The sequence below is a fragment of the Burkholderia sp. 572 genome (genome assembly GCF_040545135.1).
Lineage (GTDB): Bacteria > Pseudomonadota > Gammaproteobacteria > Burkholderiales > Burkholderiaceae > Burkholderia > Burkholderia cepacia.
In genome coordinates this window covers 66889-80380 of sequence record NZ_JBEPLH010000006.1, presented here as the reverse complement: position 1 = coordinate 80380, position 13492 = coordinate 66889, and the positions used below count along the sequence as shown (strand labels likewise).

At 62.3% G+C, this 13492-nt stretch carries 11 protein-coding genes; 4 read left to right on the top strand and 7 right to left on the bottom strand.

The window, feature by feature from the left end; all coding sequences use genetic code 11:
• Nucleotides 1-95 precede the first annotated feature (95 nt).
• The 4 genes from ABIC51_RS13390 to ABIC51_RS13375 all read right to left on the bottom strand — a co-directional run bounded on the left by ABIC51_RS13390 (nucleotide 96) and on the right by ABIC51_RS13375 (nucleotide 4135).
• Nucleotides 96-695, bottom strand: a complete 600-nt coding sequence (locus tag ABIC51_RS13390) for a LysE family translocator (protein WP_060084750.1) — start codon at nucleotides 693-695, stop codon at nucleotides 96-98.
• A gap of 960 nt (nucleotides 696-1655) precedes the next feature.
• Complete coding sequence (locus ABIC51_RS13385; protein ID WP_226257410.1) at nucleotides 1656-2630, bottom strand: PLP-dependent cysteine synthase family protein; 975 nt, start codon at nucleotides 2628-2630, stop codon at nucleotides 1656-1658.
• Nucleotides 2631-2641: 11 nt separating this feature from the next.
• Nucleotides 2642-3049 carry an MAPEG family protein gene (locus ABIC51_RS13380; RefSeq protein ID WP_175861684.1) on the bottom strand — a complete coding sequence of 136 codons (408 nt, stop codon included), beginning with the start codon at nucleotides 3047-3049 and terminating at the stop codon, nucleotides 2642-2644.
• Nucleotides 3050-3268: 219 nt separating this feature from the next.
• Nucleotides 3269-4135: an NmrA family NAD(P)-binding protein gene (locus ABIC51_RS13375; RefSeq protein ID WP_060316217.1), complete on the bottom strand. Its 867-nt coding sequence runs from the start codon at nucleotides 4133-4135 to the stop codon at nucleotides 3269-3271.
• A 208-nt stretch (nucleotides 4136-4343) separates the two neighbouring features.
• On the opposite strand from ABIC51_RS13375, the gene ABIC51_RS13370 reads away from it, so the two are divergent.
• Entirely contained in the window at nucleotides 4344-5276 is a 933-nt protein-coding gene (locus ABIC51_RS13370) for a LysR family transcriptional regulator (protein WP_134319879.1), read from the top strand.
• A 76-nt stretch (nucleotides 5277-5352) separates the two neighbouring features.
• Here ABIC51_RS13370 and ABIC51_RS13365 read toward each other — a convergent pair whose 3' ends face one another.
• On the bottom strand, nucleotides 5353-6315 hold the full coding sequence (locus ABIC51_RS13365) for a GlxA family transcriptional regulator (RefSeq protein WP_060316211.1): 963 nt from the start codon (nucleotides 6313-6315) through the stop codon (nucleotides 5353-5355).
• 185 nt (nucleotides 6316-6500) lie between these two features.
• Between ABIC51_RS13365 and ABIC51_RS13360 the strand changes: the two genes are divergently transcribed.
• The gene (locus ABIC51_RS13360) at nucleotides 6501-7379 is read left to right on the top strand and encodes an SDR family oxidoreductase (protein ID WP_175899651.1); all 879 of its coding nucleotides are present in this window, start codon (nucleotides 6501-6503) and stop codon (nucleotides 7377-7379) included.
• A gap of 54 nt (nucleotides 7380-7433) precedes the next feature.
• Here ABIC51_RS13360 and ABIC51_RS13355 read toward each other — a convergent pair whose 3' ends face one another.
• Nucleotides 7434-8642, bottom strand: coding sequence for a chitinase (locus ABIC51_RS13355; RefSeq protein WP_404842210.1), 1209 nt, complete (start codon nucleotides 8640-8642; stop codon nucleotides 7434-7436).
• 671 nt (nucleotides 8643-9313) lie between these two features.
• On the opposite strand from ABIC51_RS13355, the gene ABIC51_RS13350 reads away from it, so the two are divergent.
• Nucleotides 9314-10717 carry a GGDEF domain-containing protein gene (locus tag ABIC51_RS13350; RefSeq protein ID WP_060084757.1) on the top strand — a complete coding sequence of 468 codons (1404 nt, stop codon included), beginning with the start codon at nucleotides 9314-9316 and terminating at the stop codon, nucleotides 10715-10717.
• 98 nt (nucleotides 10718-10815) lie between these two features.
• On the opposite strand, the gene ABIC51_RS13345 is transcribed toward ABIC51_RS13350, so the two are convergent.
• Nucleotides 10816-11490: a lytic polysaccharide monooxygenase auxiliary activity family 9 protein gene (locus ABIC51_RS13345; protein ID WP_354006527.1), complete on the bottom strand. Its 675-nt coding sequence runs from the start codon at nucleotides 11488-11490 to the stop codon at nucleotides 10816-10818.
• An 869-nt stretch (nucleotides 11491-12359) separates the two neighbouring features.
• Here ABIC51_RS13345 and ABIC51_RS13340 point away from each other — a divergent pair.
• Nucleotides 12360-13448, top strand: a complete 1089-nt coding sequence (locus tag ABIC51_RS13340; protein WP_060316354.1) for a porin — start codon at nucleotides 12360-12362, stop codon at nucleotides 13446-13448.
• Nucleotides 13449-13492: the final 44 nt, after the last annotated feature.

The following is a 13492-nucleotide window of genomic DNA, read 5'->3' as shown; positions in this document are numbered from 1 at the left end:
GTCGCCACCATTTGCGAAACAATGATGTCGACCCTTGCGCATTTCGGCGAACTTGACCTGCTCCCGGCGATGAGAGGGGTGCTGCCCGACAGGCCTTAGCGATTGAGTACGGAAAACGCCAGCGTGCCCGCGAACATCGCCAGCACGACCGACGCGCCGCGAAGCAGCGTTCCGGTATGGGTGGCCAGCGACCGGCGCGCCGTCAGGACACCGCCGACGACAAGCCACATCGAACCGATCGTCACGGCAAGCGCCGTAAAGACCGCGATCGAGCAGAGATAGAAGGGAACCGATACGAAAGCCTGCGGGGGAAAGATCGCCGTGGCGAACAACAACGCCTTCGGGTTCATGGTCGTCGCGACGAACATGTCGCGAAAGCCGATGGTGCCCGACCGGATGTCTTCAAGATGCGGGCTTTTCCATAGCTGCAGGGCGAGATAGAAGATGTAGGCCGAACTCCCCAGCTTCAACACATCGTAAAGCCAGGGCCGCGTGGCCGCGAAGGTCGCCAGGAAGAAACCCCACAGTGATATCGCGAAGCCGTAGCCCGATGCCTCCGCCACCAGGAGCCGCGACGATTGCCGGAAGCCGACCTTGATTCCCGAGGACAGCAACAAGGTATTTGTCGGGCCTGGCGTGGCCAGGACCAGCGAAACGTAGAGTGCCATCTTCAACATCACCTGGAATGTCGGCATCTTGCTTCCTTGGTGTCGATGACGGTCGCCATGCGTCGGGGCGAGCTGTCGTATCGGTTGTGGGTCATTCTGCATTCGGGCCGCTGTCGGCGTCCGCAACAGGCGCCAGCGGTGCCCGGCAACCATGCCAATGGCGATCAAGAGAAAACCAGCCGGGTTCGAGGGGCTTTGGGAAAATTGCGCGCTTTTCACGGCATTACCGTTTCGCAGCGAATTGTACGTCGCCGATCCGAATTATGCTGCGCCTGAAAATGCCCGCCTGAGATTAAAAATAGATGCAACCAATGTTACTCAATCACACATTTTTTAATTCTGAAAATTAAAGCGTAACTTTCCGCGCGATTGATTCAATTACGTGTTCTTAATCGTTTAATCGGGTCACGATGATCAAAATGGCTCCAATAGCCCCGACAAGAACCGCGCGGTGAAACAAACGTCACCTGCGCGTCACCCTGAATATGTCACGGGTCAAATCCGCCAATGGCCGGATTCGTATTGGTTCATAACAGGCACCGACCCTGCCGTTCGGCACGCAGACTTTCGCGCCATCCACGCCGGCGTCGCTCACGCGCGCCGAAGTCCGCCAGCAACCGATCGATGCCGAAGCCGACACACTGCTGCCGACCAACCGTAACGACTGTCTGCCGTCGCACGCGCTCGCGCATCCCGATGCGGCACCGGTCGGTTGTCGATCAACGGTGGACAGCCGCGTCGCAGACACCGTCCCTTTTCATTCGCTCCACCGCTTTATTATCAGGAATCCTTTCATGTCATCCAGTAGAGCGACGCATCATCCGTGCATGAGGCGGACGTGAGTGAACCCGAGGCCTTCCCGCCAGCACGGCGCCCTGCCCGCCACCGGATCATCGGCGTCGTGCCGGTCGCGCTGATCGCCGCTCACCTGCTGCGCCAGACGAAACCGGTCTCGGTGCAAAAAGAGGCGGCTACGACCAATGGCCGTCAGTCAGTCGTTGGCGCGAACGACTTCAGGTACTTCATGCCGGTGTCGCACATGATCGTCACGATCGTGGCGTCCGGGCCAAGCCGTTCGGCGAGTCGCAATGCGCCAGTTACGTTGGCTCCGGTCGACGTACCGCAGAACAACCCCTCTTCGGCGGCCAGTCGGAACGCCATGGCTCTCGCCTCCTCCGTGGAGACACGCTCGAGTTCGTCAGCAATCCCGTCGCGCCAAAGCGGCACGACATAACCCGCGCCGATCCCGTCGATCTTGTGCGCGCCGGTAGGGCCGCCCGACAGTACCGCGGATTCGGCCGGCTCCACACCGGCGATCCGAATGCGTGCATCGTGTTCGCGCAAGCGCCGCGAGATCCCGCGCAGCGACGCAGCCGTGCCGACACTTTGGACGAAGCCGTCGAGGCGGCCGCCGGTCTGCTCCCAGATCTCGTCGGCCATCTTCGTATAGGCGTTGAGCTGATCGGTGTTTTCCATCTGCGCCGTGATGTATGCGCCCGTCTCGCCGGCAATTCGATGCGCTTCGCGAATCATGTCCTTCGTCAGCTTCTCGGTTTGCTTGCCGTTGTCGCTGGCGACGAGCGTCAGCTTCGCGCCCAGCAGGCGCATGTGATCCAGCTTTTCCTTCGAGAACGCATCCGATGAAACCAGATGCAGCGGATGCCGCTTGACGGCACACACCAGCGCCAGCGACACACCTGTGCTGCCGCCGGTGTATTCGACCACTGCGCCGCCGGGCTTCAGACGCCCATCCCGCTCGGGAGCTTCGATCATCTCGAGCGCGATCCGATCTTTCATGCTGCCGGTTGGATTCTGGCTTTCGAGCTTGACGAAAAGGCGTGCGCCGTTCTTCGGGACAACGTTTCGCAACGGGACGAGCGACGTGTTGCCGATCGTGTCGAGGATGTTGCCGGGAGTCGATTTCATGGTGACCTCTGAAGTAAGCAGGCAAGTGAAACGCAAGTGCGTGGGGGTCAGCTCGCTTGTCCGAGCAACGCAACAGCGAACGTGAGCGTCGCCGCGAAGCCGGCCAGGAAAGCGATCGTGCGAACAACGGGAATGCCGGCGGCGTAGACCACGTAGTGAACCAACCGGGCACCGAGATAGAGCTTGGCCGCGAACACCGTCGCCGGGCCGCTCGCCCCCGTCATTGCGCACATCAGCACGAGCGGGGCGAACACGGCGAGATTCTCGATCGCGTTCGCATGCGCGCTCCGTGCGCGTTCCGCCCACGGCGGATCGGGCGGACGGGACGGATCGGGATTGTTCAGGGCCGCCATCAGGCCACGCGTCATGATCCTGGCCAGCATGTACGGAATCCACATCAGCAGCGTTGCGAGCGCGGTGAGCGTCAGCAGGTGAAGTTCTGGCGAAAATGTCATCGGATTGGCCTTGTCGTACAGAAGGTGCAGCAGAGATCTGCGGATGCCGGAAACGCTTCGCAGTCTAGACTTGCGACGAGGTCTGATCCATAGTCACAAATGACATTAATAGCGACAATCGCGACATCCAATCGACACGGAATCCGGCAGTCGTTCGACCGCGACGATGCATCGTTGGCGCGTAGCACAAACGCGCCATACGTCGCCCACCGAATTCATTCACACCGCACGCGACACAAGCTCGCCAAGAACCGTATCCAGTGCGATGTGACCGCGCACGATTTCTTCCGGATTACTTTCGAAATCGATCCAGCCTTCGTTGAAGCCGTCCAGCATGCGCATGCGGGGTAATGGATGTTTCATGCCCTGCGCGCGGAACAATGCTTCCCACGTTCGCCTGTCGACGCCTTCCGCGCGCACCTGCCGGCCCAGAACGCGAGCGAAGGCGAGTGCAAGATCGTCGGGGCTCACGCGGCGCGGGCCCTCGAGCTCGACGACACGCACACCGCGCCAGGTCTGCTGGAGCAGTTCTGCCGCAACGCGACCTACGTCCGCGGTGGCGACCATCGGCACGGGCTTGTCGAGCGGCTGCAGGTAGCTGGCGACGACGCCCTCGTCGCGCGCGGACGCGACGTCCCACGCGGCGTTCTCCATGAACCAGCCGGGCCGCAGGAAGGTCACGGGCATCGGCATCTCGCGCAGCGCCTGTTCCATCAGCGTGCGTTGCGTGAGCAGATTGGGCTCGTCAGCCTGTGCACCGATCGTCGACAGGCAAACGACCTTTTCGGGGCGCGCCTTCAGAAGCGCCGCGGACACGGCCTCGATCACCTTCCGCGCCTCGGGAAACCCGGGCTCCGGATCGAACTCCGAAGGCGGCAGGATGAAAACGCCCGCAGCGCCCGTGAACGCGGCGGCGAGCGACGATGGGTCTTCCATGAAGGCAGTCGCAATCTCGCACCCGCGCGCCGCCCACGCCCCTGCCCGCGTCGTGTCGCGCGCGACCGCGCGCACCGGCCGCCCCGCCGCCAGCAGCTCGCTGGCCAATGCGCCGCCGACCTTGCCGGTGATTCCTGTTATCGCATACATGTTCGTTCTCCGTGTGTGAATACGTCGGTCGCATTCTGGCCAAACATCGAGCGAAACAAAACGACATGGATGGAAGCAGATAAGTGACAACGCGTCACTAATTCGGCATGATCGACGCAGACGACCGGCATTGCTGCGCTGTCCGGCGTCGGCGTGGCGGCCTTCAGCGGGTCGCCCGCGATCCGCCACCGTATGCACTCGAACAACCATGAGATCCAGTAGCGAGAAACTGTCCGGCAGCATTAGCGTGTTCGCCGCCGTGGTCGATGCCGGAACGTTTGCGGCTGCGGCCGACGTAATAGGCATGACGCCGCCGGGCGTCAGTCGAGCGATTGCACGACTGGAAAGAAAGCTGAACATCCGGCTTTTCAATCGAACGACGCGGTCGGTGTCGCTGACCGAAGAGGGCCGCAGGTTTTACGAGCAGGTCATGCCGCATCTTGCCGGGCTGGAGGAAGCAGCTGCGGCGGCCGCAGGCGGCGCCTCCGTCGTGCGCGGAAAGCTGCGAATCAATCTGGATCCCGTCGTTTACCGGGCCATTCTCGGGCAACAACTCGATGCGTTCATGGACGCACATCCCGACCTCGAAATCGAGCTCATCGCGCGAGACAGCCTGGGCGACCTCGTCATGGACGGCTTCGACCTCGCCGTGCGATTCGGCGAACCGCGATCGTCCAGCCTGATTGCGAGAAAGCTGCTCGATACCGGCGTCGTGACGGTCGCGGCGCCCTCGTACATCGCTCGCCGGGGACGGCCGGCCAAACCCGAGGACCTCGAAAGCCGGAGCCACCGATGCCTTGAATTTCGCAACCCGGAGACAGGCAAGCCGTTCGCCTGGGAATTCCATCGTCGGCGCAAACGCATCGTGGTCGACACCCGGGGACGCCTCACGGTCAACGATCCGGGCGCCCTGCTCAGCGCGTGCCTCGCCGGTTCCGGCATTGCGCAGATGCTGCTGCTCGGTGCCGAGCCGCTGATCGCCGACGGCCGGTTGATCAATCTCTTTCCCGAATGGGCCGACGAGCGGTATCCGTTATATGCGTACTACCCATCCCGGCATCACGTGCCGGCCAAGACCCGGGCGTTCCTGGATTTCATGGTCGAACTGACGGGTGTTCACGGGCGCGCCGGCAGGCGCTAGTGCCGTTCCGGCGGCGCCCACGGCCCCTTGGTTCGGCATTCGCCGCGTACGGCACGCCGCTTTTCGGGGCCGGACGCTACCGATTGCTGGCACGCAATTCCCGCACCCCACGGCCGAGCCTGCGACGCAACAAGGCCCGCAACGTCGCCGCATCCGCGTAGCCGACCTCGCTTGCAATCGTCTCCAGGTCGTAACCCATCGACACGAGATTCTGCGCCCGTTCGATGCGCAGATCCTGGACGAACGCCAATGGCGACTTCCCAAGTACCGCCTCGGTACGGCGCTGCAGCGTGCGCGGTCCGACGGCCAATGCGGCGGCCGCCGCCTGAAGCGAAAAACCCGTGGAAAGATGCTCGCGGGCCCATCGCTCGAATCGAGCGACCAGCGGATCCGCATGGGCGAGGTAATCCGGAATGATGTATTCGGCCTGTGACGAACGCTTGTCGATCAGCATGAAACGGGCAACGAGCGTGGCCAGTTCGGGACTCGCCTGACGCATCAACCACAGCGCAAGGTCGAGATGGCCCATGGCCGATCCCGCCGTCACCAGGCGATCCGCGGCGACGACCATGCGTGAATCGTTCAGATCGACCGCAGGATAACGTTGACGAAAGAAGGGCGAGAGCGACCAGGTGGTCGTCGCCTCGCGATGATCCAGAAGCCCGGCTTCCGCCAGCACGAACGTACCGATGCAAGCGGCGGCGACGCCGACGCCATCGGCATGCCACGCCCGAAGGTGCGCCATTGCATCGCGCACGTCCGGACGCTCCAGCGCCTCGATCAGGCGCTCCGGCTGCCTGATGCCAGGCGCGGGCACGACCACCCAGTCGGCATGGCGTGCGCTGCTTGCGGGCTCCGCCAGCATGGACAGTCCGTGCGCGGTACGGACGCGTCTGCGTACGCCGACCACTCCGACGTCGAAGGGCGGCGCGGCAAAGCCCTGAGCGGCAGCCAGTTCGTTGGCCATCGCGAAGGTATCCAAAAGCACCGTCAGGCCGGTGTCGAACAGCCCTTCGAGCGCCAGAATGGACAATCTCATGTCGTAAACGCATCCATTAATGTCATTTGCGACTATAGCCCGCTTTCCGTGAAAAACCTAGACTGCACTGCAATGCGGCGAAGAGTTCTCCAATGACGTCGTCCATTTCATCTCGACCGCGCCGGACATGCTCGCGCTGATTCGGTTGCGGCTCTCCAACCTTGTTTTGCTGGAACACACTCGACATGACCAAAACTATTCTGATAACCGGCGCCAGCAGCGGCTTCGGCCGCCACACTGCAGAGGGGCTCTCGGCGGCCGGGCACCGGGTATTCGCGTCGATGCGCGACATCGCCGGCCGAAACCGGCTGCATGCCGAAGCCCTTCAAGCGAAAGGCATGCACGTCATCGAACTGGATGTGGCGGACGATGCGTCCGTCGAGCGAGGCGTAGCTTCCGTGCTGGAAAATGCCGGACATCTCGACGTCCTCGTCAACAACGCAGGTATCGGATCAGCGGGTATTTCCGAGGCGTTCACGACACAGCAGGTACAGGCGCTCTTCGACGTGAATGTATTCGGCATCCAGCGAACGTCGAGGGCGGTGCTGCCGACCTTCAGGAAACAGGGCGAGGGCCTGATCGTGAACATCGGCTCGATACTCGGCCGCGTGACGTTTCCGTTCTTCGGTCTCTATGGCGCATCGAAGTTCGCGCTCGAAGCGTTGACCGACAGCTACCGCTACGAGTTGTCGACGTCGGGCATCGACGTCGTTCTCGTTCAACCCAGCAACTATCCGACGAATATTTTCGCCAGCGCGCAGCGGCCCGCCGACGCCGCACGCATACCCGGCTACGGCGAGGCCGGTGCGATTCCGGACAAGATGGTGGAGACGCTCATGGCGCTGTTCGCGAGCGACCACGCGCCGAACCCGCACGACGTCGCCGACGCGATCGTGCAGCTTGTCGCACAAGCCAACGGTACTCGCCCACCGCGTTTGATCGTGGGCGAGTCATTCGGCGCTGACGCCCTCAACGCCCAAGCGGCATCGATTCAGGCGCAGGTGCTCGAGGGCCTCGGGCTGGCACACCTCGCCGAGCCGAAAGGGCGATCCGCCGCGGCCTGAAGGTACGGTCGACGCGGAAGCCGACACCGATCCGGCGCGCTGCCCCCGCTTCGTTCAATTGCCGGGCGCGAGGTCGTTGGCAAACCGGTTCGTATAACCGAGCGTACCGACGCCGCCGATGGAGTTGCACGTCGACGATGCGGCGCCGGGCGGACAATCGACGTCACGGTCGAACGACCAGAAGTGGACACCCACGAGGCCATTCTGTTTCACGAACTGCGCAACGGTGTCCGCATCGGCCGGCGTAAAGGTTTCGCCGCTCACATCGTTGCCGCCGATCATCGGCGTCAGCTCGATCTGGCTGTACGGTACGCCCCAGTGATCGTGCAGGTTCATCGCCGCCTGGATCGCCGACTGTCCCATCTGGCAGGTGCCGTTCGCGACCACGCAGTTCCCCGCCCCAGCCGACCCGTAGTCCATCGTCATCAGGTCGATGGTGTAGTTCTTCAGGCCGTACGCCTGGATCGCCTGCATGACCCAGTCTCCATACACGTTGAAGCTGTCGGGGGCGCTGGCGCCCCAGGAGCCGGCCGTGGTCGCGCCCTGCTGGGAAGGGGCCAGTGTCGCGAGCGTAAAGCTGAAGCGCAGGCCGGGATAATTCTGCTGGGCGACTGCCACGCGCCGGACGAGATCGTTGATCACCTGTTGTGTCTGCCCGCCCTCGATATCGAAGTCGATCCCGATGAGGTTGTTCGACGCATAACGATTGATGAAGGCCGCCATGCCCGCATCCGACCCGCACGTGAACATGCCGGCCGCGCCGCCGGTGGAAATCACGTAATTCACATTGGCCGCGGTGAAAAGCGGCACATTGGCGGCCGCCATCGCACCGCCGTCGACGCCCGCCCAGTTCTCGCTGCCGCATTCGCCGGTCGCAAACGCAAGCGTCAGCGTACGGACACCGGCTGGCAGCACCGACAGCACCGGGCGCATCTGACCGGTGACGTTCGACGAGATGACGTTCGTGTTCCAGTTCATCGAAATCGTCGCGTCCTTGTACGGGCTATAAACGAATGCCGGCGCCGTGCCGGTACCCGTCCCGGCTGCCGCGGCGGTGCCGGTGCCGAAGGACGACCATGCCAGCAGAAGCGCCAGCGCGCCCTTCAAGGTCGATCGCTGCATGATTCCGGATCGGTTGCTCTTCATTTTCACGCCCTCATTGCGTTTTACGCATTGCCGGCATCGGTCTTTCACGCGATACATGCCGGGGAAGATTTCAGGAAGACGCGCTCCGTCCACACGGGCGTAACGAAAACCCGCCACGTCATGCGGACGGCAAGCGTCTGCACCATTGATACGGACTACCGAATCAACATCGTGATCAGATCAGCCTTGCGGCTCCTCCACCCGGTGGCTTCCCCTTTCGATTGACAATGCTCCGCCCGGGTCGAATTCAAGAGAAATCAACCTTACAAATTGCCGTCCGAAGACAAATTTCGATATTGATTTTGTTTTTATATCTACGACGAAAAAACTACGACTTCGGTCTATGCTGGTGAAGCATGTGCACGCCACTTTCGCGCAAGACCGGATATCCGTCACAAGCGCGATGCAGGCGGTACGTGAAGCCGTCACGCAGGCTTGGGATAGCGTGCCTGCCTCGCGGCGGCGGATACCGGTCTTTCGACGGCCGATGTAGTGATGCTTCAATCAAACGCCCGCGTTTCGATTGGTTATACTACATAATCGTCAGGCATCAACCCTTGAATCGAGTATTTTCACCCATATCGAAACCAGAAATATTCACGCGATCGCATTGCCATATTGCAATTATCGCCATTCGATAATTTAACCGGATATCCCGCAGCCATTTGGCTGATTGTTCAAATCGACGAAATTCAGGCGACGCGATCTGGCTTCATCGTATTGGCTGCCGACCCGCGATGACGTCACGTAGCCGTCCTTGATGCATCCACCGAATCCGGAGGCCGAACATGACTGTCGATCTCGCCCCCCAAGCGTCGACCCGCACCGCCCAACTGGTCACCCGGGTGTACGCGAGGCTCCTGCTGGTCGGCTTCGCGCTGCTGCCCGCCTATCTGATCGCCTACCTGTACTTCTTCCAGGACCCGTCGCTGAAATTCGAGAATCACGCCTTTCACGAGCTGGCGATCGCGGCCGCCACGCTCGAAGGCGCGTTCGTCACGTATGTCTGCTGGCGCTGCTATCGCCTGTCGGGTGAGCCGTTGCTTCGCTGGCTTACGCTGGGCTTTCTGGGCTTTTCCGTCATCTATGCGTTGCACGGCCTGTTCACCGGCATGGCGCATCACAACATCTGGCTGTTCCTGCTGTACGGGCCGGCATCGCGCCTGACCATGTCGATCCTGATCCTTGTCGGGCAGCTCACCTATAGTCACAAGGCCGACAGCGCAACGACCCGCGCCGATCCCCGCATCTGGTTGCCCTGGCTCGCGCTGTTCGGACTCGTCGACGTCGCGGTCGCCGTGATCGCCTTCTCGCCGGTAGCCGGCCACCTGTGGGTGCGCCTGTCGATGGAAGGCGGCGCACTGCTGCTCTCGGCCGTGAACGTCGTTGCGCTGGTCGTACGCCGCATCCGCTCGCCGCTGATGACGATCTACGGCATTTCGGTCACGTCGTTCGCACTCTCGTCGCTCGCCTTCATCCTCGGGCGGCCGTGGAATCACATGTGGTGGCTCGCGCATGCGATTTTCGCGGCCGGCTTCTTCCTGCTCAGTTTCGGCGTGGTGCAGGCCTTTCAAACGACCCGTTCGTTTTCGAAGATCTACAGCCAGGCAGAACTGTTTGCCCGGTTGAGGGACGCGATGGCCAGGACGGAGCGCGCGTTGCAGGCGCTGCAACGGACCAACGAAAAGCTCGAGCACCTGGCGGCCACGGACCCGCTCACGGGCGCGACCAACCGGCGGCAATTCATCGAAAGCGTGGAAGCGGAAATCAACCGGGCCAAGCGCAACGGTGCGCCGTTCTCGCTGCTCGCGCTCGATCTCGACCACTTCAAGGCGATCAACGACAGTTACGGGCATCAGGCGGGCGATCAGGTGTTGCAACGCTTCGTCGACAAATGCACCGATGCGATCCGGCCGTACGATGGCGTCGCGCGGGTAGGCGGCGAGGAATTCATGGTGCTGCTGCCGCAAGCCGCGCTGGACACGGCCCGGTCGATCGGCGAGCGCATCCGCGCGGCGATCGCCGGCGCGCCGTTCGAAGCAGGCATCGGCGAACCGATCAAGGTCACCGTGAGTGTCGGCGCCTCCGAATTCGGCCGGGACGGCGAGACGATCGACGCGATCCTGCGCAAGGCCGACGAACGCCTGTACCGCGCGAAGCATCAAGGCCGCAACCAGGTAGTCGCCGGGTAAGCCGGTTGCCGTGTCAGTGCCGCCCACCGCGCTCCTCACACGGGTTCTTCAACTCATGACGCGCCGGGCATCGCCGGGCGCGTCATGTCGCGGCCGGATCAGAACGGGCTGCGTGTCGTATCGCCATTGGTGAAGATCGCGTCGACGACCTGATAGAACGCCATCGCCGTATCCGCGACTTCCCAGACTGCAAGGATGACGTGGTAGCCGCTACGCATCGGCAGCCGACACGCGTGAATGGTCGGCTGCTGAGGCACCAGGTTCGCGTTCGGGTTCCAGTATGGCTGGCCGGGATTCTGGATCGTGCAGAACGGCGTGGGCTCGAACTGCGCACGCGTGAGCTTTTCCGACGGGTTCCAGTCGGCGCGTGTAATGAAGTAGTTCCAGCGACGCGTCTTGTGCACGGCGCTGAATTCCCATTTTAAATTCTGCACCGCGCCCGGCCGTAGCGGGATCTTCTGCCAGCGGCCCGGCGACTGCTCGTTCAGCACGGGCAGCGGGCCATTCGTGCTGGCGCCGGCGATTTCGCCGTCCTTCGGTGGTGCGGCATTCTTCGCGTCGTCCGGCGCGAACGAATCCGACAGGCCGCTTTGCGTCGCGGGGAAGAACTTGCCGTTCTCCATCGCGTTAGCGTGCCACGCGTCGACAGGGCAGTTCGGATTCTGGCCTTGCGTGCACAGCACGATGCGCGAAGGCGGTTCGGTCAAACGGCCGTGCGAGTGCGCACCGGCCGCCGCGACCAGCAGTGCCGCACCGGCCAGCGCGCGTGGCATGACGGAAGCAACGTAGCTGCGGATGTTCTTGTTCATGAGCCCTCTCATGGCATGAATGTCGAAACGGATATGCGCACATCGAGCCTGTCGCAGGATTCCGCGAAGAGATTCCTGTCGACGCATCGTCGCGCATGCTGATCGGCGAAAGCGGCGGTCGAATGAAACCGCGGCAAGCAATGATCAATCGTCGCGCTTCCTGACAAATCACTTTCACCGAGTCGAACCTTATCCGCAAAAACCGGAAAAATAAACGTCCGTCATTGATAATCATTTGATTCGCGGCATCGAATCATCCATTCCTGGTTTCTTCGCCCTTCAACCCTGACGTAACGCGGATTCTGGCGTTTGACGATCGTGAATGATCGATCCCGGAATTTCGCGTTCTGAGGCCACCGGAATGGCCGCCTCCATTGCTCAATAATTTGATTCGTCGATTGATATTTGAATTGGATCAAGCACGCCAATCATTCAAAATACGGATCGGGATGAATTATTATTTTGCTGAAAATTGCGCCTGACCTGAAAATAACTCGCAGGTCATCGTCGATCGGAAACCTCAAGATCCAGGCATATTCAAACGCTGGCGCGCTGCGCATCGATGTCGTCAATGTCGGTCGCGTTGCGAAGCACGGAGTCATCCCCCCAGCCCCCACCCCGAAGCGAACAACCCACAGCGCCCAACACCCGCGTTGTCGACCGCCCACAGGCACGAAACCAACGCAAAAACTGAAAGACTGAATTGCCGATCCACACGCTTTTGACGCGGCTATATTCTCGACGACCAGCCCTTTAAACAAGGACTGCGAATAATATCCGTCAACCTACGTTCGAGACCTTCATCCATGAATAAAACGACACGGCTGCTGCGCATGACGTGCGCACTCGCCTGCTGCGGCCTGTTCTCCCACGCGCATGCGCAAAGCAGCGTCACGCTGTACGGCGTCATCGACACCGGGATCGACTTCGCGTCGAACGTCGACGGCCAGCACCTGTGGCAGATGGCGAGCGGCGTCAGCGCCGGCAGCCGCTGGGGGCTGCGCGGCAAGGAAGATCTCGGTGGCGGGCTCGCCGCGATCTTCGATCTCGAAAGCGGCTTCAATTCCACGAACGGCGGGCTCGGCAGCGGCCTCGCGTTCTCGCGCAACGCTTACGTCGGGCTGTCCGACCAACGCATGGGCACGCTGACGCTCGGCCGGCAGTGGGATCCGATCGTCGACCTGATCGAGCCGTATTCGCTGAACGACTATTACGGGGGCTGGTATTTCTCGCACCCGAACGACATGGACAACCTCGACAACGGCTTCGCGATCAGCAACGCCGTGAAATACACGAGCCCGACGATCGCCGGCTTCACCGCCGAGGCGCTCTACTCGTTCGGCGGGCAGCCCGGCCGCTTCTCCGACAACGCCGCGTACAGCGCGGCGCTCGCCTACACGAACGGGCCGTTCTCGGCCGGCGTCGGCTACTTGCGCGTCAACGATCCGGAGCAGGCTGTGCAGAGCTACCAGAACGGCAGCGGATACACGAACGCGGTGTACGGCGACGCGCTCATGAACGCGCGCAGCCAGAACATCTTCGCGGCCGGCGCGTCGTACCAGATCGGCAACGTCAAGCTGATGGGCAACTTCACCAACGTCGATTTCCAGCAAGGCGACGACGCGCAGGACGTGAAGTTCCAGAACTACGAGATCGCCGGCACGCTCGCCGCCACGAGCCAGCTCAATTTCGGCCTCGGCTACACCTACACGACCGGCCGCGACCACGCGACCGGCCAGGAACCCGACTACCGGCAACTGAACGCGAGCGCCGAGTACGAGCTGTCGAAGCGCACGGCGATCTATGCACTCGCGGCACTGCAGATGGCGTCGGGCGGCGCCGTCGCGCAGGTGGCGGGCTTCGATCCGTCGTCGAGCGGCCGGCAGGCGGTCGGCCGGATCGGGCTGCGCCACACGTTCTAGGCGATCGCGCGAAGGGGCCGGCTTCCCGTGCACCGGAAGCCGGC

Bases quoted from the DNA above. Each gene is read 5' to 3' on its own strand.
- ABIC51_RS13360 (WP_175899651.1), top strand. From the start codon at position 6,501: ATGACCAAAACTATTCTGATAACCGGCGCCAGCAGCGGCTTCGGCCGC.
- ABIC51_RS13345 (WP_354006527.1), bottom strand. From the start codon at position 11,490: ATGCCACGCGCGCTGGCCGGTGCGGCACTGCTGGTCGCGGCGGCCGGT.
- ABIC51_RS13365 (WP_060316211.1), bottom strand. From the start codon at position 6,315: ATGAGATTGTCCATTCTGGCGCTCGAAGGGCTGTTCGACACCGGCCTG.
- ABIC51_RS13370 (WP_134319879.1), top strand. From the start codon at position 4,344: ATGAGATCCAGTAGCGAGAAACTGTCCGGCAGCATTAGCGTGTTCGCC.
- ABIC51_RS13375 (WP_060316217.1), bottom strand. From the start codon at position 4,135: ATGTATGCGATAACAGGAATCACCGGCAAGGTCGGCGGCGCATTGGCC.
- ABIC51_RS13390 (WP_060084750.1), bottom strand. From the start codon at position 695: ATGCCGACATTCCAGGTGATGTTGAAGATGGCACTCTACGTTTCGCTG.
- ABIC51_RS13350 (WP_060084757.1), top strand. From the start codon at position 9,314: ATGACTGTCGATCTCGCCCCCCAAGCGTCGACCCGCACCGCCCAACTG.
- ABIC51_RS13380 (WP_175861684.1), bottom strand. From the start codon at position 3,049: ATGACATTTTCGCCAGAACTTCACCTGCTGACGCTCACCGCGCTCGCA.
- ABIC51_RS13340 (WP_060316354.1), top strand. From the start codon at position 12,360: ATGACGTGCGCACTCGCCTGCTGCGGCCTGTTCTCCCACGCGCATGCG.